Source organism: Micrococcus sp. PSi08, assembly GCF_054960655.1.
Genome location: NZ_JBHNYP010000023.1, coordinates 16249 through 40451, shown reverse-complemented (window position 1 = coordinate 40451; position 24203 = coordinate 16249). Strand labels below are relative to the sequence as shown.

At 72.3% G+C, this 24203-nt stretch carries 25 protein-coding genes; 9 read left to right on the top strand and 16 right to left on the bottom strand.

Going from position 1 to position 24203, the window contains the following annotated elements:
* Positions 1–19: 19 nt before the first annotated feature.
* The 11 genes from ACFI33_RS09065 to ACFI33_RS09015 all read right to left on the bottom strand — a co-directional run bounded on the left by ACFI33_RS09065 (position 20) and on the right by ACFI33_RS09015 (position 9184).
* Positions 20–1228 (bottom strand): acetyl-CoA C-acetyltransferase, encoded by a 1209-nt coding sequence (locus tag ACFI33_RS09065; protein WP_036313976.1) that lies wholly within the window; start codon positions 1226–1228, stop codon positions 20–22.
* 189 nt (positions 1229–1417) lie between these two features.
* Entirely contained in the window at positions 1418–2485 is a 1068-nt protein-coding gene (locus ACFI33_RS09060) for a 2,3-butanediol dehydrogenase (RefSeq protein WP_069941469.1), read from the bottom strand.
* Positions 2486–2702: 217 nt separating this feature from the next.
* Positions 2703–3824: a peptide chain release factor 2 gene (prfB, locus tag ACFI33_RS09055; protein WP_061867909.1), complete on the bottom strand. Its 1122-nt coding sequence runs from the start codon at positions 3822–3824 to the stop codon at positions 2703–2705.
* A 12-nt stretch (positions 3825–3836) separates the two neighbouring features.
* Positions 3837–4571: an alpha/beta fold hydrolase gene (locus ACFI33_RS09050; RefSeq protein WP_095346591.1), complete on the bottom strand. Its 735-nt coding sequence runs from the start codon at positions 4569–4571 to the stop codon at positions 3837–3839.
* Positions 4568–5026 (bottom strand): pilus assembly protein TadG-related protein, encoded by a 459-nt coding sequence (locus tag ACFI33_RS09045; protein ID WP_095346593.1) that lies wholly within the window; start codon positions 5024–5026, stop codon positions 4568–4570. The genes ACFI33_RS09050 and ACFI33_RS09045 overlap by 4 nt, the downstream gene beginning before the upstream one ends.
* Complete coding sequence (locus ACFI33_RS09040) at positions 5026–5454, bottom strand: hypothetical protein (RefSeq protein WP_036313982.1); 429 nt, start codon at positions 5452–5454, stop codon at positions 5026–5028. Before ACFI33_RS09040 ends, ACFI33_RS09045 begins: the two co-directional genes overlap by 1 nt.
* A complete protein-coding gene (locus tag ACFI33_RS09035) occupies positions 5438–5866 on the bottom strand; it encodes a TadE/TadG family type IV pilus assembly protein (RefSeq protein WP_010079077.1) in 429 nt (142 codons plus the stop codon). Before ACFI33_RS09035 ends, ACFI33_RS09040 begins: the two co-directional genes overlap by 17 nt.
* A 2-nt stretch (positions 5867–5868) precedes the next feature.
* On the bottom strand, positions 5869–6075 hold the full coding sequence (locus tag ACFI33_RS09030) for a hypothetical protein (RefSeq protein WP_010079078.1): 207 nt from the start codon (positions 6073–6075) through the stop codon (positions 5869–5871).
* 87 nt (positions 6076–6162) lie between these two features.
* The gene (locus ACFI33_RS09025; RefSeq protein WP_010079079.1) at positions 6163–7104 is read right to left on the bottom strand and encodes a type II secretion system F family protein; all 942 of its coding nucleotides are present in this window, start codon (positions 7102–7104) and stop codon (positions 6163–6165) included.
* Entirely contained in the window at positions 7101–7958 is an 858-nt protein-coding gene (locus tag ACFI33_RS09020; RefSeq protein WP_158184560.1) for a type II secretion system F family protein, read from the bottom strand. The genes ACFI33_RS09025 and ACFI33_RS09020 overlap by 4 nt, the downstream gene beginning before the upstream one ends.
* Complete coding sequence (locus ACFI33_RS09015) at positions 7958–9184, bottom strand: CpaF family protein (RefSeq protein WP_004167684.1); 1227 nt, start codon at positions 9182–9184, stop codon at positions 7958–7960. The genes ACFI33_RS09020 and ACFI33_RS09015 overlap by 1 nt, the downstream gene beginning before the upstream one ends.
* A 237-nt stretch (positions 9185–9421) precedes the next feature.
* Here ACFI33_RS09015 and ACFI33_RS09010 point away from each other — a divergent pair, with 237 nt between their 5' ends.
* From ACFI33_RS09010 to ACFI33_RS08985, 6 genes are all read left to right on the top strand, one after another.
* Entirely contained in the window at positions 9422–12421 is a 3000-nt protein-coding gene (locus ACFI33_RS09010; RefSeq protein ID WP_158184561.1) for an FtsK/SpoIIIE domain-containing protein, read from the top strand.
* 582 nt (positions 12422–13003) lie between these two features.
* On the top strand, positions 13004–13240 hold the full coding sequence (locus tag ACFI33_RS09005; protein ID WP_236649763.1) for a dienelactone hydrolase family protein: 237 nt from the start codon (positions 13004–13006) through the stop codon (positions 13238–13240).
* Positions 13241–13473: 233 nt separating this feature from the next.
* Positions 13474–13758: a hypothetical protein gene (locus ACFI33_RS09000; protein ID WP_170079929.1), complete on the top strand. Its 285-nt coding sequence runs from the start codon at positions 13474–13476 to the stop codon at positions 13756–13758.
* A gap of 94 nt (positions 13759–13852) precedes the next feature.
* A complete protein-coding gene (locus ACFI33_RS08995) occupies positions 13853–15466 on the top strand; it encodes a hypothetical protein (RefSeq protein WP_152744288.1) in 1614 nt (537 codons plus the stop codon).
* Positions 15467–15655: 189 nt separating this feature from the next.
* On the top strand, positions 15656–15979 hold the full coding sequence (locus ACFI33_RS08990; protein ID WP_158184564.1) for a hypothetical protein: 324 nt from the start codon (positions 15656–15658) through the stop codon (positions 15977–15979).
* A 44-nt stretch (positions 15980–16023) separates the two neighbouring features.
* Positions 16024–16350: a hypothetical protein gene (locus ACFI33_RS08985; RefSeq protein WP_377681202.1), complete on the top strand. Its 327-nt coding sequence runs from the start codon at positions 16024–16026 to the stop codon at positions 16348–16350.
* Positions 16351–16369: 19 nt separating this feature from the next.
* On the opposite strand, the gene ACFI33_RS08980 is transcribed toward ACFI33_RS08985, so the two are convergent.
* On the bottom strand, positions 16370–17773 hold the full coding sequence (locus ACFI33_RS08980) for an MFS transporter (RefSeq protein WP_095346599.1): 1404 nt from the start codon (positions 17771–17773) through the stop codon (positions 16370–16372).
* A gap of 71 nt (positions 17774–17844) precedes the next feature.
* A complete protein-coding gene (locus ACFI33_RS08975; RefSeq protein ID WP_095346601.1) occupies positions 17845–18426 on the bottom strand; it encodes an LURP-one-related/scramblase family protein in 582 nt (193 codons plus the stop codon).
* 141 nt (positions 18427–18567) lie between these two features.
* Between ACFI33_RS08975 and ACFI33_RS08970 the strand changes: the two genes are divergently transcribed.
* From ACFI33_RS08970 to ACFI33_RS08960, 3 genes are read left to right on the top strand one after another with little or no spacing between them, the layout of a single operon-like run.
* Entirely contained in the window at positions 18568–19758 is a 1191-nt protein-coding gene (locus ACFI33_RS08970; RefSeq protein WP_095346603.1) for an LLM class flavin-dependent oxidoreductase, read from the top strand.
* On the top strand, positions 19755–20444 hold the full coding sequence (locus ACFI33_RS08965) for an FMN reductase (protein ID WP_020628145.1): 690 nt from the start codon (positions 19755–19757) through the stop codon (positions 20442–20444). Before ACFI33_RS08970 ends, ACFI33_RS08965 begins: the two co-directional genes overlap by 4 nt.
* Positions 20416–20961, top strand: coding sequence for a MarR family winged helix-turn-helix transcriptional regulator (locus ACFI33_RS08960; protein WP_020628146.1), 546 nt, complete (start codon positions 20416–20418; stop codon positions 20959–20961). Before ACFI33_RS08965 ends, ACFI33_RS08960 begins: the two co-directional genes overlap by 29 nt.
* A gap of 99 nt (positions 20962–21060) precedes the next feature.
* Here ACFI33_RS08960 and ACFI33_RS08955 read toward each other — a convergent pair whose 3' ends face one another.
* From ACFI33_RS08955 to priA, 3 genes are all read right to left on the bottom strand, one after another.
* Entirely contained in the window at positions 21061–22287 is a 1227-nt protein-coding gene (locus ACFI33_RS08955) for a trypsin-like serine protease (RefSeq protein ID WP_236649766.1), read from the bottom strand.
* Positions 22288–22409: 122 nt separating this feature from the next.
* Complete coding sequence (locus ACFI33_RS08950) at positions 22410–23411, bottom strand: SseB family protein (protein WP_020628148.1); 1002 nt, start codon at positions 23409–23411, stop codon at positions 22410–22412.
* Positions 23408–24193: a bifunctional 1-(5-phosphoribosyl)-5-((5-phosphoribosylamino)methylideneamino)imidazole-4-carboxamide isomerase/phosphoribosylanthranilate isomerase PriA gene (gene priA, locus ACFI33_RS08945; RefSeq protein ID WP_020628149.1), complete on the bottom strand. Its 786-nt coding sequence runs from the start codon at positions 24191–24193 to the stop codon at positions 23408–23410. The genes ACFI33_RS08950 and priA overlap by 4 nt, the downstream gene beginning before the upstream one ends.
* Between the last annotated feature and the right edge of the window lie 10 nt (positions 24194–24203).

Here is a 24203-nt window from a genome sequence, read left to right as displayed (position 1 = left end):
TTCTCTCAGGGGCGGTCCGTCAGCGGAAGAGGATCAGGGCCTCGCCCTGGCCGCCGCCGCCGCAGAGCGAGACGGCCGCGCGGCCGCCGTCGCGCCGGTCGAGCTCGAGGGCGGCGTGCAGGGCCAGCCGGGCGCCGGACGCGCCGATCGGGTGGCCCAGGGCGATGGCGCCGCCGTGGATGTTGGTCTTCTCGTGCGGGTAGTCGAGGTCGCGCAGGGACTGGACGGCCACCGCGCCGAACGCCTCGTTGATCTCGATGAAGTCGAGGTCGGCCACGTCCCAGCCCTGCTTCCGCATGGCGGCGTTGATCGCGTCGGAGGGCTGCGAGTGCAGCTGCGAGCTGTCCGGGCCGGCGGTCTGGCCGGGTGCGCCCACCGTGGCGAGGATCGTCAGGCCCTTCTCCTCGGCGAAGGCACGGGAGGTCACCACGAGGGCGGCGGCGCCGTCGGACAGGGGCGAGGAGTTGCCGGCCGTGATCGTGCCGTCCTTCGCGAACGCCGGGCGCAGAGCGCCCAGCGACTCGGCGGTCGTGTCCGGGCGGACCCCTTCGTCCTGGGAGACGACCAGCGGGTCGCCCTTGCGCTGCGGGACCTCCACCGGGGCGATCTCGCCCTCGAAGACGCCCTCGGACTGGGCCCGGGCGGCCCGCTGGTGCGAGGCCGCGGCGACCTCGTCCTGCTCGGCGCGGGCGATGTTCCGCTCGCCGTTGCCGGACTCGGTCAGCTCGCCCATGGCCTCGTGGCTCAGGGAGTCGGTGAGGCCGTCCCACGCGACGGCGTCGAGCATGGTGGCCGGGCCGTACTTGAAGCCCTTGCGCGCGCCGGGCAGCAGGTGCGGGGCGTTGGTCATGGACTCCTGACCGCCGGCCACCACCACGTCCGCCTCGCCGAGGCGGATGAGACGGGCGGCGTCGATCACGGCGGTGAGGCCGGACAGGCACACCTTGTTGATCGTCATGGCCGGGACGTTCCACGGGATGCCCGCGGCGAGCGCGGACTGGCGGGCCGGGTTCTGGCCCGCGCCGGCCTGCACGACCTGGCCCATGTAGACCATGTCCACGTCCTCGGGGGCCACGCCGGCGCGCTCGAGCGCGTGCGTGATCGCGTGGGCGCCCAGGTCCACGGCGCGCAGGTCGGCCTGCTGCGAGAGCAGCCGGGTGAAGGGCGTGCGGGCACCGCCCACGATCACGGCATCGGTGGGCTGAGGCTGGGGCAGCTCGGCGGTCATGCGGTCCTCCTGGGACGTTCAACTCGGTTCATCACGATTCACTCAAATGCAGTCTATGACCCCGGTCACAGGCGCGCCAGGCGACGACGCATCCATGACGGCGCGCCGCGGTGCAGGGACCCGACGGCCCGCACCCGCCGGCTGCGGGCGCGGGCCGTCGTCGGGACGTCCGGGGGTCGGGCCGGAGCCTCAGAGACCCTGGCCGGTCGGCGAGACGAGGATCTTCACGGCCGTCTCGTTGTGGTGGATGAGGGTCTCGAAGCCCTGGTCGACCAGGTCGTCGAGGCCGATCTTGCCGGTGATGAACGGCGCGAGGTCCACGGCGCCGTCCTCGACCATGCGGATGGTGTCCGCGTGGTCGTTCGCGTACGCGATGGTGCCGCGCAGGTCGATCTCCTTCATCACCAGCTTGTGCAGGGCCACGGCGGGCTCGTGGCCCCAGATGGACTCGTTGACGATCTCCCCGCCGGGACGGACCGCGTCCAGCAGCATGTCCAGCACCACGTCCACCGAGGTGCACTCGAAGCCCACGTCCGCGCCCTGGCCGTCGTGCAGCTCGCGGATCTTCGCGGGCACGTCCACCTCGCGGGGGTCGAACGCCTCGTCCACCACGCCGGCCTCGAGCACCTTCTGCCGGCGCAGCTCGGAGAGCTCGGAGACGTACACCGTCAGGCCCTTGCCCTTGAGCACGGCCGCGGTGAGCGCGCCGATGGGGCCGGCGCCGCCGATCACGGCCACGCCCGACGTCGGGGAGCCGGCCCGCACCCACGCGTGGTGGGCCACCGAGAGCGGCTCGATGAGCGCGGCCTGGTCGAGAGGCACGGAGTCGGCCACCGGGTGGACCCAGCGGCGCTGCACCGCGATCTGCTCGGCCAGGCCGCCGCCGTTGCCGCCCAGGCCGATGAAGTTCATGTCCGGCGCGAGGTTGTAGTCCGGTCGGTCCTGGTCCTCTTCGCGCACGATGTACGGCTCCACGACGACCTTCTGGCCGACCTCGAGGTCCGTGACGCCCTCGCCCAGGGCGGCGACGGTGCCGGACATCTCGTGGCCGAGCGTGACGGGGGCGGCGTCGCCGGAGATCGGGTGCGGGTGCCCGGCCGGCGGGATGAAGATCGGACCCTCGAGGTACTCGTGCAGGTCCGTGCCGCAGATGCCGCACCACGCGACGTCCACGAGGACCTGCCCTGGACCGGCCGTGGGCGAGTCGATCTCCTCGATGCGGATGTCCTTCTTGCCGTGCCAACGGGCGGCGCGCATGGTCATGCTGGTCGACCTCCTGAGTGGGGATGGAATCGGGTGCCGGGCCGGCGCGCGGGGGCGCCCGCCCCGGCGCTTCGAGCATTCCACCGGGCCGGTCTCCCAGGCCAGGCCCGAGGCCCCTGCGGAGCCTGAACGACGACGCCGGCCCGCGCCTCGCTGCGGAGGTGCGGGCCGGCGTCGTGGTGGCCCGGGCGGCGGGGCCGCGCCGCGGGGCTCAGTCCTCCTGGGCGGCCTTGACCTGCTCGGCGCGCCAGCGGATCCCGGCGTCCACGAAATCGTCGATGTGGCCGTCGAACACGGAGGAGGGGTTGCCCTCCTCGTGGCCCGTGCGCAGGTCCTTGACCATCTGGTACGGGTTCAACACGTAGGAGCGCATCTGGTCGCCCCAGGACGCCTTGACGTCGCCGGCCATCTCCTTCTTCTTCGCGTCCTCCTCGGCCTTGCGCAGCAGCAGCAGGCGGGACTGGAGCACGCGCAGGGCGGCGGCACGGTTCTGGATCTGCGACTTCTCGTTCTGCATGGACACGACGATGCCGGTGGGCAGGTGCGTCATGCGGACGGCGGAGTCCGTGGTGTTCACGGACTGGCCGCCGGGGCCCGAGGAGCGGAACACGTCCACCTTGATCTCGGACTCGGGGATCTCGATGGAGTCGTCCGACTCGATCAGCGGCACCACCTCGACCGCCGCGAAGGACGTCTGGCGGCGGCCCTGGTTGTCGAAGGGGCTGATGCGCACGAGGCGGTGCGTGCCGGCCTCCACGGAGAGGGTGCCGAACGCGAAGGGCGCGTTGACCTCGAAGGTGACGGACTTCAGGCCGGCCTCCTCCGCGTAGGAGGTGTCCATGACCTTGGTGGACCAGCCACGCTGCTCGGCCCAGCGCAGGTACATGCGCATGAGGGTCTCGGCGAAGTCGGCCGCGTCCACGCCGCCGGCGCCCGCGCGGATGGTCACGACGGCGTCGCGCTGGTCGTACTCGCCGCTGAGCAGCGTGACGACCTCGAGCTCCTCCAGGGCCTTGCGGATGGAGGTCAGCTCCTGGTTGGCGTCGTCCAGGAGGGAGGGCTCGTCCTCCTCCGCGGCGAGCTCGACCATGGTCTCCAGATCCTCGATGCGGCCCTCCAGGGAGGTGATGCGCTTGAGGTCCGTCTGACGGTGGGAGAGCTTGGAGGTGACCTTCTGGGCCTCCTCCGGGTCGTCCCAGAGGTCCGGTGCGGAGGCCTGCTGCTCCAGTTCGGCGATGTCCGCCTTGATGCGGTCGAGGTCCGAGACCTGCTCGATGGAGGCCAGGGTGTGGCGCAGGGAGTCGATCTCCGCGGAGAAGTCAGTGTCAGCCATGATTCGGCCAGCCTACCGCGTGGGGTGGACGCCGGTCGTGTGCCAGCGCCGGATCACCCCGGCGACGGCCTCGGGCTCCGCGACGTGCGGCCAGTGGCCCAGGCCGACGTCGACGACGGTGGTGTGCGCGATGACCGCGTCCAGGTCTCGCTGGTGGACGTCCCGGGTGCTGCGCACGTACAGCACCGGGACGGTGATGCCGGCCCAGAGGGCACGGGTGTCCGCGGCGAGGACGGCGGCCCAGAGCTCGCGCATCGGATGGTCCGGCGTGGCGTCCAGGTCGGTCAGGATCCGCTCGCGCCACGGCTCCGGGGCGAGGAGGTCGCGTGCGAGCGAGGCGCGGAGCATGCTCCGCCAGTCCGAGCGGGCGGCGAGGCGGGCCTTGGCCGCCCGGGCGGCCAGGGCGGTGTCCGTCACCGGGACGTTCGAGTCGATGACCACGAGGGCGCGGGGCCGCACCAGCCCGTCGGCGACGGCGCGCAGTGCGATGACCCCGCCCGTGCTGTGGCCGATCAGCAGCCCCGGCACGGGGCCGGCCTGCGCCGCCCAGGTGCGGGCGGCGTCGAGGACGGGGTCCGCATCGGTCGCCGGCCGTGCGGCGCGGTGGCGGTCCGGATCGCTGGCGCCCGTGCCCGGGTGGCCGGGCAGGGCGGGTGAGACCGCGAGGTCGGCCGCGGCGTCGAGCGCGTCGGCCAGGGGCTCGAAGTGGGCGGGTCGGCCACCGATGCCGTGGAGGAAGCGGATCACCGGGCCAGGCTAGTGCGACTGCTGCCCGTCGCCTCGAGGGGGACCGACAGGGGCAGTGTCCCCGCGAACGGGCCGGTCATGGCGAACAGATCGGCCCGGGCGTCGAGGGTGACGACGACGGTGGTGCCGTCGTCGGCCACGCGGGCGTTCATCCCGCCGAGCCCGGGCACGGCCTCCTGGGCACCGACGGCCGCGAGGTGTGCGCTGGCGGAGGCGGCGACGTCGTCGTCGGAGAGCACGACGCCCGGGTCCTCCCCCAGCCGGAAGCCGAGCTCCTCTGCCCCGGCGACGGCGGCCGAGTCCGCGAGCGACTGCAGGCGACGGTGCTGCAACTGCACGGTGGTGACCGCGAGCATGACCAGCATGAGGGCCACGAGCACGGCGCACAGGCCGACGGTGAGGACGGTGGTCTGCCCGTCGTCGTGACCCAGGCGAGCGGTGAGGCGGCGGCTCATCAGAACCTCGGCACCGTCTGCCGGGCGTCGGAACCCACCGTCACGGGGGTCAGCGACCACGCTGCCGGCGTGAGAGGGACGGGCACCCCCACGTCCACCCGCACGGCGACGACCTCGCCCGGTTCGAGCGTGCCACAGCCGCCCTGGTCGCAGCCGACGGTCAGGTCGTACTGGCCGGCGCCCACGCCGTAGTCGGCGAGCGTGAGCTCGACGGTGGCGTGGGCGGCGCCTGCGCTGGGGTGATCGGCCTCGGCGACCACGGCCTTGACGGCCTGGTCCGCGGCGGCGACCGAGGCGAACGCCGCGGCCTGGACCTGGGAGACGTAGATCATCAGGTACACCACGGGGATCAGCAGGACGAGGGTGAGGCCCAGGAATTCGACCGTGGCCGCTCCCCGCTCGTCGCGGACGTCATTGACGGAACGCATGACCGCTCACCTCCACGGGGATCGGGCCCGGCAGGAACCCCAGGCCGGGCAGCGAGCTCGAGACCGTGACGCGCAGGACCGGGACCCCGTCCTGGCTGGTGAGCTCCGCGGCGACGTCGGCCCCGGACTGGCCGGGCACGCCGGCCGAGAGCAGCTCCCGAGCCCGCTGGACGCCGTCCTCGGGGCTCCGGTCCGCGAGCGCCCCGTACCGGGCGCCGGCGGAGGCGGCGTCGATCATCACGTTGCGCGTGTGGATCACGACGCCGGCCTGGAGCAGCGCCGCGAAGAGCAGGACGACCAGGGTCATCACCATGGTGGACTCGGCCACCGCGGCGCCCCGGTCGTCCCGCCAGCGGACGCCCATGTGGACGCCACGGGGCACCGGCACGGCGTGGACAGCACCCCGGGGCATGCTCAGCCGCCCTGGGACACCTGGGAGATGGCCTGGTTGAACAGTCCCTGGAGCGCCGGTAGGGCGAGGGCCAGCAGGCCGGCCACGAGCACGGCGGACATGAGGGTGATCATCACCCAGCCGGGGACGTCGCCGCGCTCGTCGCGGACGTCGTCGTGGATGAGGGCGCGCAGGGCGGCCAGGACGGTGATGGCGTGGTGGTGGAGCATGGTCCCCTCCTCGGGTGGCCGGCCGCCCGTGCGGCCGGAGTGGATGGTGATCGTGGGTGGATGGATGGACTATTCAGTTGTGGGTCTTCAGAACCCCAGGCGCATCAGGGAGATGCCGGGGAAGACGGCGAAGATCACCGTGAGCGGGAGGATGCCGAACACGAGGGGGACCATCATCTGGATCTCCTTCCGGCCGGCGGCCTCCATGAGCTCGCGGCGACCCATCTCACGCACGTCCTGGGCCTGCGCGCGCAGGACGTCGGCGAGGGGCGTGCCGCGGTCGAGCGCGATGAGCACGCCCCCGATGAACCGTTCGACGGGGGCCAGCTGCACGCGCCGTCCCATGGCCTTGAGCGCCGCGGACAGCGACGCCCCGGCACGCATGTCGGCGAGCGTGGTGCGGAACTCGCCGGCCAGCTCCCCGCGCGCCGTCCCCGCGATGCGTTCGAGCGCTCCGGCGGCGCTCTCCCCCGCGCCCACCGAGAGCGCGAACAGCTCGGCCACGGACGGGAACTCGGAGAGGATGGCCTCGCGCCGCCGTCGCACCCGCAGGGAGAGCAGCTGCTCCCGGAGCAGGAACCCGGCCATGCCGCCGGCGATCACGAGGGCGACCCCCGTGATCACCGGCACGCGGCCCGTGACGGTGAGGCTGAGCGCGAGGACGGCCGCCACGGCGGCCCCCGCGGCCGCGCTCAGGACCTGCTGGGCACGGAAGTCCGTCGACGTGACCGCGAGCCCCGCGGCGGCCAGTTTGCGGTCGAGCGCCGCCCCGCCCGGGGAGATGCGCTGGACCCAGCCGACTCCGGCCTGCACCACGGGATCGAGGATGCGTCCCCACGTTCCCCAGGGCGAGGCGCCCGCACGTTCCTCCTCGAGGAGGCGGGAGGCCGGGATGTGGTGGCGCAGCTGCGGTTCGACCCGTTGCTCGAGGCTGGGGCGCCAGCCCACCGGCTGGGTGACCAGGATGAGGAGCAGTCCCGCCCCGAGGGTGAGGCCCAGGAGCGCAGCCCAGATCAGCGCGGACGTCATGCGAACACCCGCTTCTCCCGGGGCAGCGCGCCGATGCGGAGCATGACGCGGTAGCAGACGACGGAGGCCACCATGCCGGCGAGGAGCACGGCCCCGCCGGCGGCGGACCGATAGGCCGCGACCGCGGCGGGCTGGGTCCCCAGCAGCAGGAGCACGAGCCACGGGGCGCACACCGCCAACCGGGCCGCGTTCACGGTCCACGACTGCCGGGCCTCGAGCTCGGCGCGGATGCGGGCGTCCTGCCGGAGGAACTCGGAGAGGGTCTGCAGCAGACGGCCGATGTCGGCGCCCCCGACCTCGCGGGTCAGGCGCAGCGAGACCACCAGGCGGTCCGCGACGGGGTCGGCCATCCGGGCCTTGAGCCGGTCCAGTGCGTCCACGAAGCGGGCTCCGGCCCGGTAGTCCCGGGCGAAGTGCTGGAACGGCTCGCGCAGCCCCTCCGGCCCGGTCTCCCCGAGCTGGATGAGCGCCTCCGGGAGAGTCAGGCCCGCGCGGATGGCCGACCGGGCGTGGTCAATCGCGTCCGGCCACAGCTCGCGCAGTGCCGTGGACCGCCGACGGGCCTGCCAGGACAGCAGCAGCCAGGGCACGGCCGCCCCGAAGACGGCGAAGCACGCGGCGATGGTCCACGTGCCGGTCAGCGACAGGACGAGCAGCCCGACCACGAGACCGCCGACGGCCATGGCGGACACGACGCCGGCCGGGCTGAGGCGCTGGATGCCGGACTGGGCGATCAGCACACGCAAGCGCGAGTCGGCGCGGGCGGCCTCGGGTCTCTCCGTGGGAGGGGACCAGAGGGACCACCACAGCAGGAACAGGCCGCAGCCGAGCGCGAGCCCCAGCAGCGCGGCCATCAGCGGAGCCCCACCAGCTCGTGGACGTCCACGCCGCGACGGGCGAGCGCCTCGAACTCCAGGTTCGCACCCTCGTTGAGGCGCAGGTCGCCCTCGGTGTCGCGCTGGAAGAGCGCCGACGTCTCGATGACCCCACCCTCCACCCGTGAGCCGACGGTGAGGATCTCCCGCACCCGCCGGCGGCCCTGGCGGTCGCGCTCGCAGTGCACGACGACGTCGATGCACGTGGCGACCGTCGGGACGACGAAGTCCCGGGAGATGTTCTCCCCTGCCAGCAGGGGCAGCGTGCAGAGCTTCGTGAGTGCGTCCGCGGCCGAGTTCGCGTGGATCGTGCACATGCCGGCCAGGCCGGAGTTCAGCGCGACGAGCATGTCCAGTGCCTCGGCCTCGCGCACCTCGCCGACGATCAGGCGGTCCGGGCGCATCCGCAGCGCCTCCTTGACGAGGCGGCGCAGCGGGATCTCGCCGTGGCCCTCCAGGTTCGGCTGGCGGCACTGCAGCCCGACGACGTCGCGCACCGGGATCTGCAGCTCGAAGATCTCCTCCACGGTGATCACGCGCTCCCGCGGGCCGATGGCCGAGGCCAGGCAGTTGAGCAGGGTGGTCTTGCCGGCCTGGGTGGCTCCGCTGACGAGGATGTTCATGCCCGCGTCCACGGCCGCGTCCAGGAAGCGGGCCGCCGTCGGAGTGAGGGAACCGCCCCGGACGAGGTCGTCCAGCCGGCGCGCCCGGGCGATGAACTTCCGGATGTTCACGGCCCAGTGCCGCCGCGTGATGTCGGGGATGGCCACGTGCAGGCGCGAACCGTCCGGCAGGGCCGCGTCGACGAACGGCATCGACAGGTCCAGCCGCCGGCCCGAGGACTTCAACATGACTTCGACGAGGTCCTGCACCTCCTCCTCGGTCAGGACGATGCCCGTCAGCTCGGAGCGGCCGGACCGCGCGCAGTAGACGGCGTCCGGCGCGTTCAGCCAGATCTCCTCCACGGAGGGATCGTCCATGAGCCGCTGGAGCGGCCCGAGGCCCGCGATGCGGTCGAACAGGTCCTGCCGCGCCGCCACGGGATCCTCCAGGTCTGGCAGCGAGCTGACCATCGCGCGGGACTCGTAGTCCGCGGCCGCGTCCTGGATGAGCGTCAGGACCCGGGCGTGCTCACGCTGCGGGTCGATGCCCTGCCGCCGGACGATCTCCCGGATCTCGTCCTCGAGAATGCGCACCGCATCCATGTGTCCCTCCTGTGCCCGGTTCGGCGCCATCCCCAGCGCCGCACATGTCTCGATCAGGAAGATACCCCGTTCCGTCGATGCGTGTGCCCCAGGACACCATGACTGTGGACAACGTGGCGGCGGACCCGTTCGACGGTGAGTTGTCCACAGGCCGCCCGAACCGCCATCAGGCCGTGGCAGGGTCGTCCCCAGGCGGCCGGACGGGCCAGTCGCCGGTCTCAGGAGGGAGGGGCGGGGATGGCCTGGAGCGTGCGGATCCTGGGCGGGGCCGCTCCCGAGACATGGCGGGTGGAGCACTTCCCCGCCGGCGCGGACGAGCAGGACCGGGCGGTGCGGGAACGTTTTCCCGCCCGGTCGCTGCGCCGGTGCGCTGCCGGGCGGCGCAGCGTGACGTACGCGGAACGGGTCGGGAGTGCACCGGCCCGGGGGCCGGAGCTCGCGGTGGTCACCGAGCACGGACCCGACGCCGGCCGCCTCGTCCCTCTGGGGGAGGGCGGGTTGAGCGTGGGACGCGGTGGGGCACGGCTGCTGCTGGACGACCCCTCAGCCCCGTCGCGGCCGATGCGTCTGCGGCTCGCGCCCACCGGGCTGCACGTCCACGACGGTCCTCGGGACACCGGACGCCTGTGGGACGGCCGCAGCCCGCTCCCTGTGGGCCGGACCGCCCTAGGCCTGGTCCGCGGGCCCGGGGCCGCCCTGCCGCGGCCGATCACGCCGGAGCCGCCCGCCGTCGACCTCGGATCCCCACCGGCCCGGCAGTCCGTCGTGATCCCGCTGGTGGCGGCCCTGGGCCCGCTGGTGCTCGGGGTCGCCCTGGTCCTGATGATGGGGAACCCGATGTTCCTGCTGTTCGGCGTCCTGTCCGTGGCGGTGGCGCTGGTCATGCTGGCGATGCAGCGCCGTACCCGGCTGCGGCATGCGCGGCTGCTCGCCGCCCGCGCGGACGCGGTCGTCCGCCGGCGGGCTCGGGCGGCACTGAGCCCCGGTGGGGTGGCCCGCGCCGTCCGCTCCGGCGCGACGGACCGCTTCGGACTGACGGCAGGGGCCGACGAGGCCGTGGCGGTCTCGTGGGGTTCCGGCGTCGGGGCGCTGTCCCTGTCGCGGGACGACCCGGACGAGGCATGGGTGGAGGCCGTCACGTCGCGGCGCACCGTGATGACGACGTCACCGCCGGAGTCGCGCGTCGTCGTGGTCGGGCCACCGCGCGATGTGGCCGGGGCCTGCCGGTGGGCGGTGTTCCAGCTCCTGCGGCACGCGGTGGCCGCCGACGGCGCGTTCGTGGTGGAGGCCGGTGGAGTCCGCCGCACCTGGTGGTCGGGCGGGTCCGGCCCGCGGCTGCTGGTGTCGGCTCCTGAGGACGCGGCACTGGATCCGGCGTGGCGAGCGTGGCGGGCCGCCATCGGCGACGACGCGGGGACGACGCCCACGGCCCGGACGGATCTGCCCTGGACGCGGTACGACTTCACCGGGCCGCCGCCTGCGCCGGGGGACGCCGTCGTCGACCTGCGCGGGCGCACCGTCGTGGTCCCGGCCGAACAGCAGCGCTTCGAGGACATGGCCGCCGACGGTCTCGCCGACGGTACCCTGGTCGCCTGGCTGACCGAGCTGGCCGACGACGTCGTGGACCTCGGCCTGCTGCCCACCGACGACGGGGACGGCACGCTCACGCCACCGGGGCAGGTGGGCGCCCGCGATGCCGTCGACGGGCTCACCGTGGCCCTCGCCCGGAGCCGTGACGAGGCGGGCGTCGTCGAGATGGACCTGGCCGCCGACGGGCCACACCTGCTCATCGCGGGCACCACGGGATCCGGGAAGTCGGACCTCCTGCTGTCCCTCCTGCTGGGGGCCGCGGCGCACCACCCGCCGGCCGAGGTCGCGTTCCTGCTGCTGGACTTCAAGGGCGGCGCGTCGTTCGGTCCGCTGGGCGCGCTCCCCCACACGATGAGCCTGGAGACCAACCACGTGGGAGCGGCCTCGTTGCGGGCGCTGAGCGCCATCCGAGCGGAGCTGCATCGCCGCGAGGCCCTCTTCGCGGAGGCCGGGGTCAGCGACTATCCCGGCTTCCGCCGCCGCCATCCGGACGCGGCGCTGCCTCGGCTCGTCGTGGCGATCGACGAGCTGCGCGTGCTCGTGGACGACCACCCGGACGCGGCCGCCGTCCTGCAGCGTCTGGCCGCCACGGGCCGTTCCCTCGGCTTCCATCTCATCCTGGCCACGCAGCGGGCCACGGGTGCGGTGGGCTCGGACCTGCGCTCGAACCTGGGCAGCACGATCGCCCTGCGCACCGCGACGGAGCAGGAGTCATGGGACCTGGTGGGCACGGCTGCCGCGGCCCGGCTCGACCCGCGTCGCCCCGGCTCCGCGATCCTCTCGACGGCGGGGCGCCCGACGGTCTCGTTCCGCGCGTCCCAGTGGACGGTCGACGGCGGCACGCCCGTGTGGCGACGGCTGGGCGAGGCCGCGGCCGCCCCGGCCGTCGCCCCCTGGGAGGCCGTCGTCTCGGTCCTGGTGGAGAAGTACGCGGCGGGTGACTGGCCGACACCTCCGCCCGTGGTCACCCCCGCCCTGCCGGAGCGCTGGGTGCCGGACCGCGCTCGCCGGGCGGAGGCCACGGCCCTGGCCCTGCTCGACGACGCGGCCCACGGCCGGCACCGTCCCTGGCGGTGGCCGGCCGGCGCGGAGGGACGCACCGCGTGGATCGTCGAGGCCGCGGGAGGTCGCGCGGAGACGCTGGCCGCCGTCGTCGAGGTGGCGGTGCGCAGCGGCGGGCCGGTGGCCGTGCTGGACGGCACCGGGGAGGCCGCGGCGGCCGCACGGTCCGGGCTGCCGGTGCTGACCCCGGACTCCGAGGGAGCCGGGGAGGCCGTCCTGGCCCGCCTGCGCGAGCTCGCGGCCGCCGGCGGCACGGCCGTGATCACGGGCTGGAACGCGTGGTCCGGCCTGCGCGTCGGGGACACCTACCGCACGGTCGAAGAGGACGTGCACGACTGGCTCGGCCGTCCGGCGGCCGTCGGGCTGCGTTTGGCGGTGTTCGGCGGCCGCGAGCTGGCGACGGGCCGGCTGCTGCTGCACCTGTCCCACCGCTTCTTCGTGCCGGCCGGGACGAACGCCGAGCACCGGCTCATCTGGCCCCGGCTGACCGAGGTCGAGCCCCTGCCGGGCCGGGCCGTGCACATCAGTCCCGCCGTCCCCGAACCCGGGATGCCCTGCCAGCTCGCGTTTCCCGCCTCGGCGTGACCGCACTGTCGGCGATGCCCGTGTCACCGCCGCGGGCGAGTGGGCCGGGAGCAGTCGGACAGGTCGCCCCGTCGTCGCCGCACGTCCGAAGGGGATGCCACATCGGCTCATGCCGTCGTCGCCGTCGACCGGATGTGCTCCCGGGGCCCCGGCGACCCACCACCGGTGACGCAGATCCGTGAGACCGAGCCAGCCAGCGTCAGGACGACGACCTCTCAGCTGCGGAAGCGTCGGGCGATGGCGTCCTGAAGGTCGCAGGACGGATGGAGCCAGGTGGCCGCTGCCCGCTCATACCTCGAGCGGCCCCGTCACCGTTCGCACGAGTGGCTCGGCACTCATGCAGAAGATTCCTCGCCGCTCGCTCGCGCAGTCTCCGACCGCGCGACGTGAAGACTGAGACGGTGCTGTCATGGGGTCACCGCGACGAGAACCCAGGGCACCAGTCGGGGAAACACGGCGCTTGCCCTCCACGCGATGAGCGCCAACCCGCCCGCGGCTGAAGACGGAGCCACCTCACTTCTTCGCCCCGATCACCCACCCGCACTCTGGGCCGGCCGCCCACCGCGGTCTACGCTCTGACCCATGGCGCAGATCATCCTCTTCCACCACGCCCTCGGTCTCACGGACGGCGTGCGCGCGCTCGCCGACCAGATCGCCAGCGGCGGTCACACGGTCCACACCCCTGACCTCTACGACGGCCGCACCTTCGCCACCGTGGACGAGGGTGTCTCCCACGCCGAGCAGATCGGCTTCGAGGAGATCGGTCAGCGCGGCATGCGGGCGTGTGCTGAGCACCAGGAGGCCTCCGTCGTCGCGTAGACGCATGAGGCCCCGCGTCGCCTCTTGGACGTCCGCGGGGCCCTCGTGCCCGTGTTGCAAGGCCAGGCGGCGATGGGCTCACCGTCGAGCGCGATCACCGCCAGCCGGGCCGGGGCCGGGAACCCGAACCCAACCCGCATGGTCGCGCGCACGGCGACGCGATCCGAGCTGAAGTAGGCGTCGCTCGAGACGGCCACGGTGGTCCCCTCCCACAGCACGGTGAGCACCTGGGCGTGGCCGACCACCCATGCGCGGCCAACGGGGACGGCCGCGGACTGGATCACGGGCAGCCCCTCCACGGTCTGGGCGGCCCCGTCGTCACCTCCCCCGGCCTCCCCACCGGTCGCGCGATGGCGGCCGACTGGACGCAGGCCGAGCTTCTGCTCGTCGGCGACGACGAGCTCGCCTTTGACGGGAAGAACCGCACCGAGAACAACACGTTCCGCCTCATGTACGAAGGCCGTTATGGCTTCCGAGTCAAGAGGCCCTTCGACTTCGTCACGGCGCACCTGCCATGAATCGGTGAATCGTCCCGTCCGTCACCCAGGCGTGACGGACGGGATGGCTATCTGACCTCGCGGGTTTCTCATGCGTCCGGATAAAGTGACGTTCATGGGAACACAGCAGCCACCGGCGGGGGTCAACGGCAGGTCGATGGAGGAAGGACGAACTTCAACGAACGAGCGACAACCGGAAGTGCCCGCTACACAAGAGTCCGCCTCCGCACCAGCTGGTCAAGTCGCCGCAGCGCCCCAGGAAGAACTCATCATCTCGGCCGAGCCGGCCGCTCACGCCGCAGACGAAAACGGGGCATCGCCCGATGAGATCCCGACCGCCGGAACCTCGGATGAAGAGGCCGCAGCGCCTCCGGCAGAAGACCAGGCCGAGGCGCGAGAGCTGTCCCCAGGAGAGGCCTTCATAGGACGCCTCATCTTGCTGATCTCAACGTTCTCCAACCGGCAGTCCGAAGTGCTGCGGATGTCGGAACACTTCGACGAACGAGATGCAGAATTGAACGACGCAAAGCTCCGCGCCAAGAGATTGCTCACTCGTGAGCTGGCTGAAGTCGATGAGAGTGTGCTGGACCGGTATCTGCGGGTGTTCCAATCGATTGACGAGGCGACGGGAACTGTAGCCGGTGAGCGGGAGGCGGCTCTGAGCGAGGCACTCGCCGAAGTTTCAGCAGACCTACCCGAGGGCATCGAGCAAACATACGTGAGCGCAGTGCTGCGTTCCATCCGGCCCTCACTCGGTGCCCGGTTCCTGCACTCTTCTTTGCTGACGATCCTCGTATCAGAGCTCGAGATGTTCATCAATCAACTGGCGCGCGCTTGTTTCGAAGTCCATCCCGGGGCACTCGGCAAAGAAAGGACCCTCAAATGGACAGAGATCAGCGCATTCGACTCGATCGATGAAGTCAGAGACCACCTCGTCGACGAAAGCGTAGTCGACCTCCTCCACGGCTCGATGCTCGATTGGATTGAGTTCTTCGAGGACACCTTCAAGATCTCGCAGATCTCGGCCGCGCGTACGTTCGTAGCCAGCGAGGCTGTGCAACGTAGGCACTGCATCGCGCACAATGCAGGAAGCGCATCTAGGCAATACGTTGAAAGGCTTTCAGCGTTCAAGACCGACGTGAAGGTAGGGCAGTCTCTTGATGTTGATTCCGCCTACATTGCGCGCGCGGCCGATGCGCTGATGCTCGTCGCCTACAGCCTTGTTTGGGCTCTCGGCGTGAAGCTGACTCCGGATAAGCAATGGGTACCTCGGCTGCTCCGCCATCTCTCAAACCGAACGATGTTTATGCTCCAGGAACAGCGATACGACCTAGTCCGCCAGATCGTGAGCGATGCGCCACTCGCATCCATGTCCAACGACAACGCCTACTCAGCGCTAGTGATGCAGGTCAACGGCTGGATCGCCGCGAAAGAGGTGGGCCGGTTCGCTGATGTAAGGGCTGACGTCGAACGTTTCGACGTCGCAACACGCGACAACACCTTCAAGTTGGCGAAATTGGCTCTCCTAGACCAGAACGAGGAGGGCTTGGAGCTCGCCGTGCGGATGCTTCGCGACGGTGAGATCAAGCTCGCGCACCTGCTAACCTGGCCACTACTGCGCGGCATCCGTCAGCTGTATCGTACGAAGGAACAGAACGCAGCCGAGGGCAGTTCCACTACGGTGGAAGTAACTGGAGAGGAACCGATCGTGAGCACCCCCGACCTTTGAACCACTGATCCGCTGATGGGGGCCACGCTTGGCTGCGTGGTCCCCATCTTTTCGTACTGTGCTGGAGCCCAGGCCTGGTGGCGAAGCCAATATTTTGTCGAAGCGGTTGGTCTCTGTTTGGTGGGTGTCCAACTCGTCGAATCTCAAGCACCCTTCCGAGCCCCTAACGCCCGGCCTATCTGGCTGTGGATGGCGATGGTGCTCGCGGTGCTCGCGGTAGGAATCACGATCGCAGCCGCATCGCCCTGGACGTTTGAAGGCATAGTCGCTCTCAGAGAAGCCGACCCAAAGACAGCGGACATCGAAGAGCTGCTCAGCGAGGCAATCACCGCTTTCCTGACGCACGTCACCGCGATAACAGGTATCTACGCAGCCCTCGCAGGCTTCTTTGGCATCCTCAGCCACTTCGACCTCTACGACAACAAGCCGCTAGACCTCGTGTCGAAGTCGCTGGCATTTGGCGCCGCCGCCTACCTCGCCGTGTACTCACTGATGGCGGCTCTGGGGTCTTAGTAGGAAGCCGAATCCGGAGGTTGCTCGGCATCAGCATGGGCGTGATGCCCGCCTGGCGTGCCGCCCAGGTGGTCCCCGGCTTCCGCGCGTGCATCGCCATGGCCGGCGCCGAGGCCCTCGACGCCTACGCCCCGCTCTGGCAGCCTCACACCGCCCTGCAGATCCACCTCGGCACCCGCGACCCCTGGGCCCTCGAGGGCGACCTCGAGACCGCCCGCTCCTACGCGGCCACCGCCGAGCACCCGGACCGCCCCGCCGCCCTCTTCGAATACGACACGGACCGGCACCTGTTCATGGACTCCTCCACCGCGGACTTCGACGCGGACCTCACCACCCTGCTGGTCCGCCGCATCCACGAGCTCCTGGCCTGAGCCGCGGAGCAGGCCCGGCTCAGGCGGAACGCCGCCCGCGCGCCACCGTCGCCAGGACGGCCAGCAGCACGAGCACGAAGCCCGCGGCCGCCGCGAACACGTAGCCGGCGGACGGGGCGACGCCGTCGATGAACACGCCGGCCAGCGGGGCGCCCATCGCGGCGCCCGCGGTCATGGCCGAGCCGTAGAAGCCCATCGCCTCGCCCCGCCGCTCCTCCACTACGAGGTGCGAGAGCCGGGACGAGGCCGAGGCCAGGGTCGGCGCCGTCAGCAGGCCCGAGGGGATCGAGGCCAGCGCGAGCGCCCACACCCCGTCCACGAGCGCGAGCGGCACCGTCGCCACGGCGAACAGCGCCATCAGCAGGTACGGGTGCACCTGGCGGCCCCAGGCCCCGTAGAACAGCCCGCCCACGGCGGAGGCGCCGCACCAGAACGCATACACCAGGCCCACCGACGCCGCGGCACCCTGCGACTCCAGCTCGGCCACCATCGAGACCTCGGTGCCGACCATGACGATCCCGGCCGCCATCGACACCACGAGCACGCCGAGCACCTCCGACCCGACCCATGAGAAGTGGCTCCGCCGCCACTGCCGCAGCCGCTCGGCCCGGGCCCGGCGCGGCGCCGTCGCCGGCCCGGAGCCGTCCGCCGCGATCACCGGCAGCGCCCCGGTGACGATCGGGATGGCCTCGGTGATCGCCGGCAGCGCGCCGGTGGCCAGACTGGGGGCGGCCATCTCCACGTGCATGGGCGCGGCGGTCACCGCCTGGGCGATCGCCTCCTGACGGTCCTGCTCCTCGGTGTACGGGTCCTCGGTCGCCGGTCCGACGACGGCCAGCTGGCTCGACCGCGTGGGCGGGTTGAACCACATCAGCAGGATGCCCCCCAGCGCGCTGGACAGGCCCACGATGGTCAGGCCGAGGGCACTCGACCACGTGGCCGCGACGACGGCGCCCAGCGCCGGGCCCATCATGAAGATCGTCTCCGTGACGATGGAGTCCAGGGCGAAGGCCGTCTGCCGGTCCTTGCCGTGGGTGAGCACGCCGAGTCCCTGCCGGACGACGGAGAAGATCGGCAGGGAGAACACGCCGCCCAGGAACACGGCCACGAGCATCGGCCAGAACGGCAGCCACGGGACGATCGGCCAGATCACCGCCTCCGCGATCACGGAGGGCAGCAGTGCGCGGCGCAGCCCCTTCGCGTCCACCACGCGGCCCCGCCACGGCGAACCCACCGCGATGCCCAGCGTCATCGCCGCCGCGGCCAGGCCGGCCTGGCCGTAGCCCAGCCCCAGCGTGAGCGCCACGTGGAGGGTGAGGATCACCCCGGCCGCGGTGTGCGGGAAGCGGGCGATGAACCCCACCGCCAGCAGATGGCGGATCCGAGGGTCCTGCAACAGCCGTCCGTACGCTCCGAAGTCCACCGTCGAATCCTATGGGAGGCGTCAAGGCACGCCCCGGAGGCGCCGCCGAGACGGCCGCGCGCTCGGCGGACTCAGCCGTTGCTGCGCCGGTCCTTGGCCCGGATCAGGTCGAGGGCGATGGCCGTGCCGAGCACGGCGCAGCGCACCACGGGCGGCATGCCGGGGTCCAGGCGCATCTCGTACCGCGAGCGCCCGGCCAGGGCGTTCATGACGCCACCGAACCGCGCGGTCACGCGGGCGATCGGCCGCTGCCCCACGGTCATGGTGTAGTCGTGGTCCCACAGGTCGCCGGTCACCGCGAAGCACGTGCCGTCCACGACCTCGACGTTCACGGACGTCCGCAGGAATGCGAACTGGCGGACGATGTGGGCCAAGGGCAGCCCGTCGACGTCCAGGATCGCGTAGCGGTCGCGGCCGAAGGTGGCCGGGTCGGCGAGGCGGAAGAGCACGCGGCCGTCCTCACCGTCGACCACGTCGAAGCTGCGGTTCCCCATCAGCATGCGGCCCAGTCCCCCGCCCGTGGTGACCACCGAGACGACGGTGCGCCCGTCCGGGTCTGTCACCTGGATGTCGTTGGACAGGAAGCTCGTCACCTGCTGCAGGATGAGGACGTCCGTGTGGGCGAGGCGACCGGCGTCGAAGGCGGGGCTCATGGGACCAGTCTGCCGTGTCGGGCCCTGCGGAATATTCAGGACGGGGCGGCTCGTTGTGCGGTATAGTTCATTTTTGAAGAACACGGCGACGGCGCGGCCGGCACCGTGAGACCCGCCCCCGGGCACACTGAGGAGCACACCATGCAGTTCGGCGTCTTCACGATCGGCGACATCACCGCCGATCCGACGAACGGGACCGCCCCCACCGAGCATCAGCGGATCAAGGACACCGTCAAGATCGCCCGCCACGCCGAGCAGGCGGGCTTCGAGGTGTTCGCGACCGGCCAGCACCACAACCCGCCCTTCGTGGCCCCGGGCAACCCGCCCACGCTGCTGGCCTACCTGGCCGCGCAGACCGAGACCCTCCAGCTCTCCACGGCGACGACCCTGATCACCACCATGGACCCGGTGCGTCTGGCCGAGGACTACGCGTACCTGCAGCACCTCGCCGACGGTCGCGTGGACCTGACGATGGGCCGCGGCAACACCGGCCCCGTGTACCCGTGGTTCGGCAAGGACATCCGCCAGGGCATCCAGCTCGCCGTGGAGAACTACAACCTCCTCTACCGCCTGTGGCACGAGGAGACCGTGGACTGGAGCGGCACGCACCGCACCCCGCTGCAGGACTTCACCCTCACCCCGCAGCCCCTGGACGGCGTCGCCCCCTTCGTGTGGCACGGCTCCATCCGCTCCCCCGAGATCGCCGAGCAGGCCGCCTACTACGGCGACGGCTACTTCCACAACAACATCTTCTGGAACAAGGAGCACGTCATCCAGATGGTGCGCCTGTACCGCCAGCGCTACGAGTACTACGGCCACGGCAAGGCCCATCAGGCGTACGTGGCCCTGGGCGGCCAGGCCTACATGGCGAAGAACTCGCAGGACGCCGTGGCGGAGTTCCGCCCCTACTTCGACAACGCGCCGGTCTACGGCCACGGCCCGTCCCTCGAGGACTTCTCGAGGATGACGCCCCTGACGGTCGGCTCGCCGCAGCAGGTCATCGAGCGCACGCTCACGTTCCGCGACTGGGTGGGCGACTACCAGCGTCAGATGTTCCTCATCGACCACGCCGGCCTGCCCACGGACACCGTCCTGCGGCAGATCGACCTCTTCGGCGAGGAGGTCCTGCCCGTGCTGCGCAAGGAGTTCGACGCTCTGAAGCCGGACGACGTCCCGGCGGCCCCGACCCACGAGTTCCTCGTGGCACGCGCCCGCCGCGGCGAGGCTCCCGTGCCCGGCGGCAAGGAGGGATCGCAGGCCCAGCTCGACCGCGCGGCGGCCGCCGAGCAGCGCGCCACCGCCGATGCCGCGAAGGGCGGTGCCGCGCAGTGACCACCCCCGGCGCCCCCGATGCCTCCGCCCCGTTCACGCCGCAGGCCCGGCACCTCGCCGTGGTCTCCGGCGGGTCCGGGGACCCGTCCCAGACCCGCATGCTCGCCGAACGCATGGCGGAGTCCGCCTCGGCGGCGCTCTCCGAGCACGGCGTGGTCCCGCAGATCCACCTGATCACGCTGCGGGAGCTCGCCGTGGACATCGCGCAGGCCCTGGTGACCTTCGCCATCTCCCCGGCCCTGCGCGCCGCCCTGGACGAGGTCGCCCAGGCCGACGCCGTCATCGCGGTCTCGCCCACGTACAAGGCCTCCTACTCGGGCCTGTTCAAGTCCTTCTGGGACCTCGCGGAGCCCACGTCCGTCGTCGGGGTGCCCGTGCTCCTCGGCGCCACCGGCGGCACCGCCCGCCACTCGCTCATGATCGACACCGCCATGCGGCCGCTGTTCGCCTACCTCAAGGCCCGCATCGTGCCGACCGCGGTCTTCGCGGCCTCGGACGACTGGGGCGAGGCGGCCGGCGTGCAGGCCTCGATGCGGACCGACCCGCTGCAGTCCCGCATCCGGGCCGCCGGACGCGACCTGGCCGAGATCACCCTGAGCCGCCCCCCGCGGGCACGCGCCGCCGCGCCCGCGGACATCGACCTGGAGGTGACCCCCTTTGAGCAGCTCCTCAACCCCGGCCCCTGAGCCCGCCGCGCAGGACGCGGCGCCGGCGGAGCCCGACGGCGGCTGGTTCGGCTCCGCATCGGAGGCGCACCGCCCGGTGGACCCGCCCAAGCGCGCCTGGCGCGCCTACTTCGAGGCCACCCAGATGCTCACGGAGGTGGTGGAGCGCCGCCTGAAGCAGGACTGCGGCATGTCGCTGGCCGACTACAACCTGCTGCTGCTCCTCTACGAGTCCCCCGAGGGCCGGCTCCGGCTGGGAGAGCTGGCGTCCCGGATGGTCTTCTCCCCGTCGCGCATCACCTACCAGGTGAAGACGCTCGTGGCCCGCGGCCTGATCGACCGCCGCCCGGTGGCCTGTGACCGGCGGGGCTTCGAGGCCGTCCTCACCGACGAGGGCCGGTCCGCCTTCCGGCGCGCCGCGATCGAGCACGCCCGGCAGGTGGACGAGCTCTTCCTCGGCGACCTGGCGCCGGGCGAGGCGGAGTCCCTCACCCGGATCTTCTCCCGCCTGGGGCGGCGGCTCGAGGGGCTGTGCTGACCGCGTCCCCACCTGGCCGGGGCCGCCCCGGGACGTGACGAGGCCCGGTGATCCGTGCGGGATCACCGGGCCTCGTCGTGTCGTTCGGGGCGGAATCGATCAGCCGACCAGCTGACCGCCCAGGGTCACGGTGGCGTCCGTGGCGGCGCCGGCGGCGTCGACCACGGTGACCACCACGGAGCCGCCCGCGGGCACCTCGGCCGGCACGGGCAGCCAGGCGCGGTACTCGCCGGTGAGGTCCAGGCCGTCCTGGCCGAGGACCGTGCCGTCGGCGTCGTAGGCCGTGACGGTGACGGAGGCGAAGCCGCCCTGATCCGTCTGCGCGACCACCTGGGTGCCGTAGGCGACACCCTCGGCGGGCGCGGCCACGACGTCGGTCACGCCCGGCGCAGCGGCCTCGGCGACCGGGGCCTCAGCAGCGGGGGCCGCCTCGGCGGCCTCCTCCTCCGCGGCGGCCTCGGCGCGGGCCTTGAGCTCGGCCGCGATGGCCTCCTCCTCAGCCGGCGTGAACTCGGTCAGCTCGGACTCGTCCACGGGGGGCTCGCCGCCGGTGGGCAGGTCCTCGTCGGCCACGGGGCCCGCGACGTCGGCGATCGCCGGGGCGGTCTCGGCGGCCGGAGCGGTCTCCGCGGCCGCGGCGGTCTCGGCGGCGGGCGCCGCGGAGGCGTCCAGCGCGTCGAGGGACTCGACCGGGACCATGATCGAGGACATCGCCTGGGCGTCGCAGCCCACCACGTTGCCCTCGGCGTCGAAGGTCACCGGGGCGATGCCCGAGATGACCCCGACCACCCGCTGCTGGGCGTCATAGACGGCCCCGCCCGAGTCGCCGGCGTAGGTCGAGGCGGTGTCGAGGGCAACCTGATCCGCGTACGCGTCGTCGCAGACCGTGGCGGCCTCGAAGGTCTGCGTGTGGGACACGGTGTTCGGCGCGCCCAGCGGCACGGACGAGCCGTGGGTGTAGACGGTCTCGCCCACACCGATGGACGAGGCCGGCCGCGTGGACCAGTCGCCCACGACGTCGACGTCGTCGGCCAGGGCCACGCGGACCGCGTCCACGCCCGAATCGCCGGGCAGTGCCGAGACGGTGCCGATCGCGGTGCCGTCGACGTCGCGGACGGTCGAGCCGATCTGCCATTGGCCCGCACCACAGTGGGCCGCGGTGTAGGCGGTGGCGTCGTCGACGATGGTCAGACTGCACGCCCCGGCCGGCGCGGTGATCGCCGAGCCCTGGGTGAGCGTGGTCTGCGCGAGGGCGGGGCCGGCACCGGCCACCACCACCGCGCCCAGCGCCGCGGTGGCGACGCCGGTCAAGGTTCTGGTTCTCATGGGTACTCCTCGGAGGATGGGAGGCATGGGGCCGGCGCGCGGCGCACGGCCTCCAGGATGGGGTGGGGCCACCACGGGCCCTCCCCTCCCCCTCAACGGTACCGGACAGGCCGGGCGACCGATCAGGGTCGGCGGACCGTGATCTCCACGGAGTCGGCCCGCTCGGCCAGCAGCGGCAGGTCCGCCAGGAGGGTCTTGAGCGTGGCCGTCATCAGGCGCACCCCGGCCGCGTCGGCGTCCCGGGTGGGCATCGCGACGATCTGCAGCTCGGGCCCGGCCCCGCCTCCGTTCATCACCGCGCCGGAGCCCGTGTGCGTGGCCACCCCCGACCCGGGTGCGAGGCCCAGGTTGAGCAGGTTCGGGACCAGGTCGGCGACCTCGGCGATCTCGTCCGCGATCTCCTGGTCCCGATAGGCGGGGGTCCACTCCCTCTGCTGGGCGAGCGACCACACGGCCGGGCGTCGCACCACGTACGTGTGCTCGGCGCCGGCGTCGATGACGACGAGCTCACAGCCCTCGTCCACGGCGGACAGGCAGGCACGCGGCAGCCACACGGCCACGGGTCGGGCGACCGGGTTCCATGCCGTCAGCGCGGGCACGTTCGTGAACACCGGCAGCGCCTGCCGGCCGTCCGGCGCGCGCATGGTCACGAGGGCCACGTCCGCGGCCTTGTCCCCGTGCGCCGCGACGTCGTGCTCGTGACCGGTGTGGTCGGCGTGGTCGTGGACGTCGTCCTCGTCCACGGCAAGGGTGGGCACGACGGCGGCGAACACGCGGATGCGCGCGAGCACCTCCGTCACCTCCCGCTCACCGGCGGAGCCGTCCGTCAGGGCCGACATGACGGCGGTCCACTCGGCCGGGCTGGTGCCGTCGTCCTCGTCGAACACGTGCAACGGGTTCGCGGAGCCGTCCACGCCGGGGCCGGAGAGGTCACGGCCCTGCCACGGGACGCCCGCGGTGTCCGCGGTGTTCTCGCCCGCGGTCTTCTCCCGCATGCGGTCGAGTGCGGCCCGGATGTGCCCCGGCAGCTCCCGGGCCGCCGGATGCGGCACCGCGACCGTCTCGTCGATCGGACCGAGCCCGTCGTCGCGGGCCAGGCCGCCGTCGTCGTGCGAGCCCGTCACGGGGCGACCGGGCCGGGCTGCTCGGAGCGCGCCTGCTCCACCGTGGCGCCGCCGGCGACGGCCAGCGCCTGCTCCAGGCTGAAGCGGCCGGCGTACAGCGCCTTGCCCATGATCGCGCCCTCGACGCCCTGGCCGGTCATGGCCGCGAGCGCGGCAACGTCCTCGAGGGAGGAGATGCCGCCCGAGGCGACGACCGGCTTCGCGGTCTTCGCGCAGACCTGGGCGAGCAGCTCCGTGTTCGGCCCCTTGAGCGTGCCGTCCTTCGTGACGTCGGTGACCACGTAGCGGGCGCAGCCGGCATCCTCGAGGCGGGCGAGCACCTCCCAGAGGTCGCCGCCCTCCTTGGTCCAGCCGCGGGCGGCGAGCGTGGTGCCGCGCACGTCGAGGCCCACGGCCACCCGGTCGCCGAAGCGCTCGATGACGCGCGCGGTCCAGTCCGGGTCCTCGAGGGCGGCGGTGCCCAGGTTCACGCGCGCCGCACCCATCTCGAGGGCGTTCTCGAGCGAGGCGTCGTCGCGGATGCCGCCGGACAGCTCGATCTTCACGCCGATCTCCTCCACCACACGGCGCATGACCTCGCGGTTGTCACCGCGACCGAAGGCCGCGTCCAGGTCCACGAGGTGGATCCACTCCGCGCCGGCGCGCTGCCAGTCCAGGGCGGCGGTGACCGGGTCGCCGTACGAGGTGGCGCTGCCGGCCTCGCCCTGGACGAGGCGGACGGCCTGGCCGTCCTGGACGTCGACGGCGGGCAGCAGCTCGAGGGCGGGGGCGTTCGGGGTCATGGGGTTCCTC

What these genes read in the sequence shown, in the direction of transcription:
- ACFI33_RS09065 (WP_036313976.1), bottom strand. Translation starts at nt 1,228, where the DNA reads ATGACCGCCGAGCTGCCCCAGCCTCAGCCCACCGATGCCGTGATCGTG.
- ACFI33_RS09060 (WP_069941469.1), bottom strand. Translation starts at nt 2,485, where the DNA reads ATGCGCGCCGCCCGTTGGCACGGCAAGAAGGACATCCGCATCGAGGAG.
- prfB (WP_061867909.1), bottom strand. Translation starts at nt 3,824, where the DNA reads ATGGCTGACACTGACTTCTCCGCGGAGATCGACTCCCTGCGCCACACC.
- ACFI33_RS09045 (WP_095346593.1), bottom strand. Translation starts at nt 5,026, where the DNA reads ATGAGCCGCCGCCTCACCGCTCGCCTGGGTCACGACGACGGGCAGACC.
- ACFI33_RS09040 (WP_036313982.1), bottom strand. Translation starts at nt 5,454, where the DNA reads ATGCGTTCCGTCAATGACGTCCGCGACGAGCGGGGAGCGGCCACGGTC.
- ACFI33_RS09035 (WP_010079077.1), bottom strand. Translation starts at nt 5,866, where the DNA reads ATGCCCCGGGGTGCTGTCCACGCCGTGCCGGTGCCCCGTGGCGTCCAC.
- ACFI33_RS09030 (WP_010079078.1), bottom strand. Translation starts at nt 6,075, where the DNA reads ATGCTCCACCACCACGCCATCACCGTCCTGGCCGCCCTGCGCGCCCTC.
- ACFI33_RS09025 (WP_010079079.1), bottom strand. Translation starts at nt 7,104, where the DNA reads ATGACGTCCGCGCTGATCTGGGCTGCGCTCCTGGGCCTCACCCTCGGG.
- ACFI33_RS09020 (WP_158184560.1), bottom strand. Translation starts at nt 7,958, where the DNA reads ATGGCCGCGCTGCTGGGGCTCGCGCTCGGCTGCGGCCTGTTCCTGCTG.
- ACFI33_RS09015 (WP_004167684.1), bottom strand. Translation starts at nt 9,184, where the DNA reads ATGGATGCGGTGCGCATTCTCGAGGACGAGATCCGGGAGATCGTCCGG.
- ACFI33_RS09010 (WP_158184561.1), top strand. Translation starts at nt 9,422, where the DNA reads ATGGCCTGGAGCGTGCGGATCCTGGGCGGGGCCGCTCCCGAGACATGG.
- ACFI33_RS09005 (WP_236649763.1), top strand. Translation starts at nt 13,004, where the DNA reads ATGGCGCAGATCATCCTCTTCCACCACGCCCTCGGTCTCACGGACGGC.
- ACFI33_RS08995 (WP_152744288.1), top strand. Translation starts at nt 13,853, where the DNA reads ATGGGAACACAGCAGCCACCGGCGGGGGTCAACGGCAGGTCGATGGAG.
- ACFI33_RS08990 (WP_158184564.1), top strand. Translation starts at nt 15,656, where the DNA reads ATGGCGATGGTGCTCGCGGTGCTCGCGGTAGGAATCACGATCGCAGCC.
- ACFI33_RS08985 (WP_377681202.1), top strand. Translation starts at nt 16,024, where the DNA reads ATGCCCGCCTGGCGTGCCGCCCAGGTGGTCCCCGGCTTCCGCGCGTGC.
- ACFI33_RS08975 (WP_095346601.1), bottom strand. Translation starts at nt 18,426, where the DNA reads ATGAGCCCCGCCTTCGACGCCGGTCGCCTCGCCCACACGGACGTCCTC.
- ACFI33_RS08970 (WP_095346603.1), top strand. Translation starts at nt 18,568, where the DNA reads ATGCAGTTCGGCGTCTTCACGATCGGCGACATCACCGCCGATCCGACG.
- ACFI33_RS08955 (WP_236649766.1), bottom strand. Translation starts at nt 22,287, where the DNA reads ATGAGAACCAGAACCTTGACCGGCGTCGCCACCGCGGCGCTGGGCGCG.
- priA (WP_020628149.1), bottom strand. Translation starts at nt 24,193, where the DNA reads ATGACCCCGAACGCCCCCGCCCTCGAGCTGCTGCCCGCCGTCGACGTC.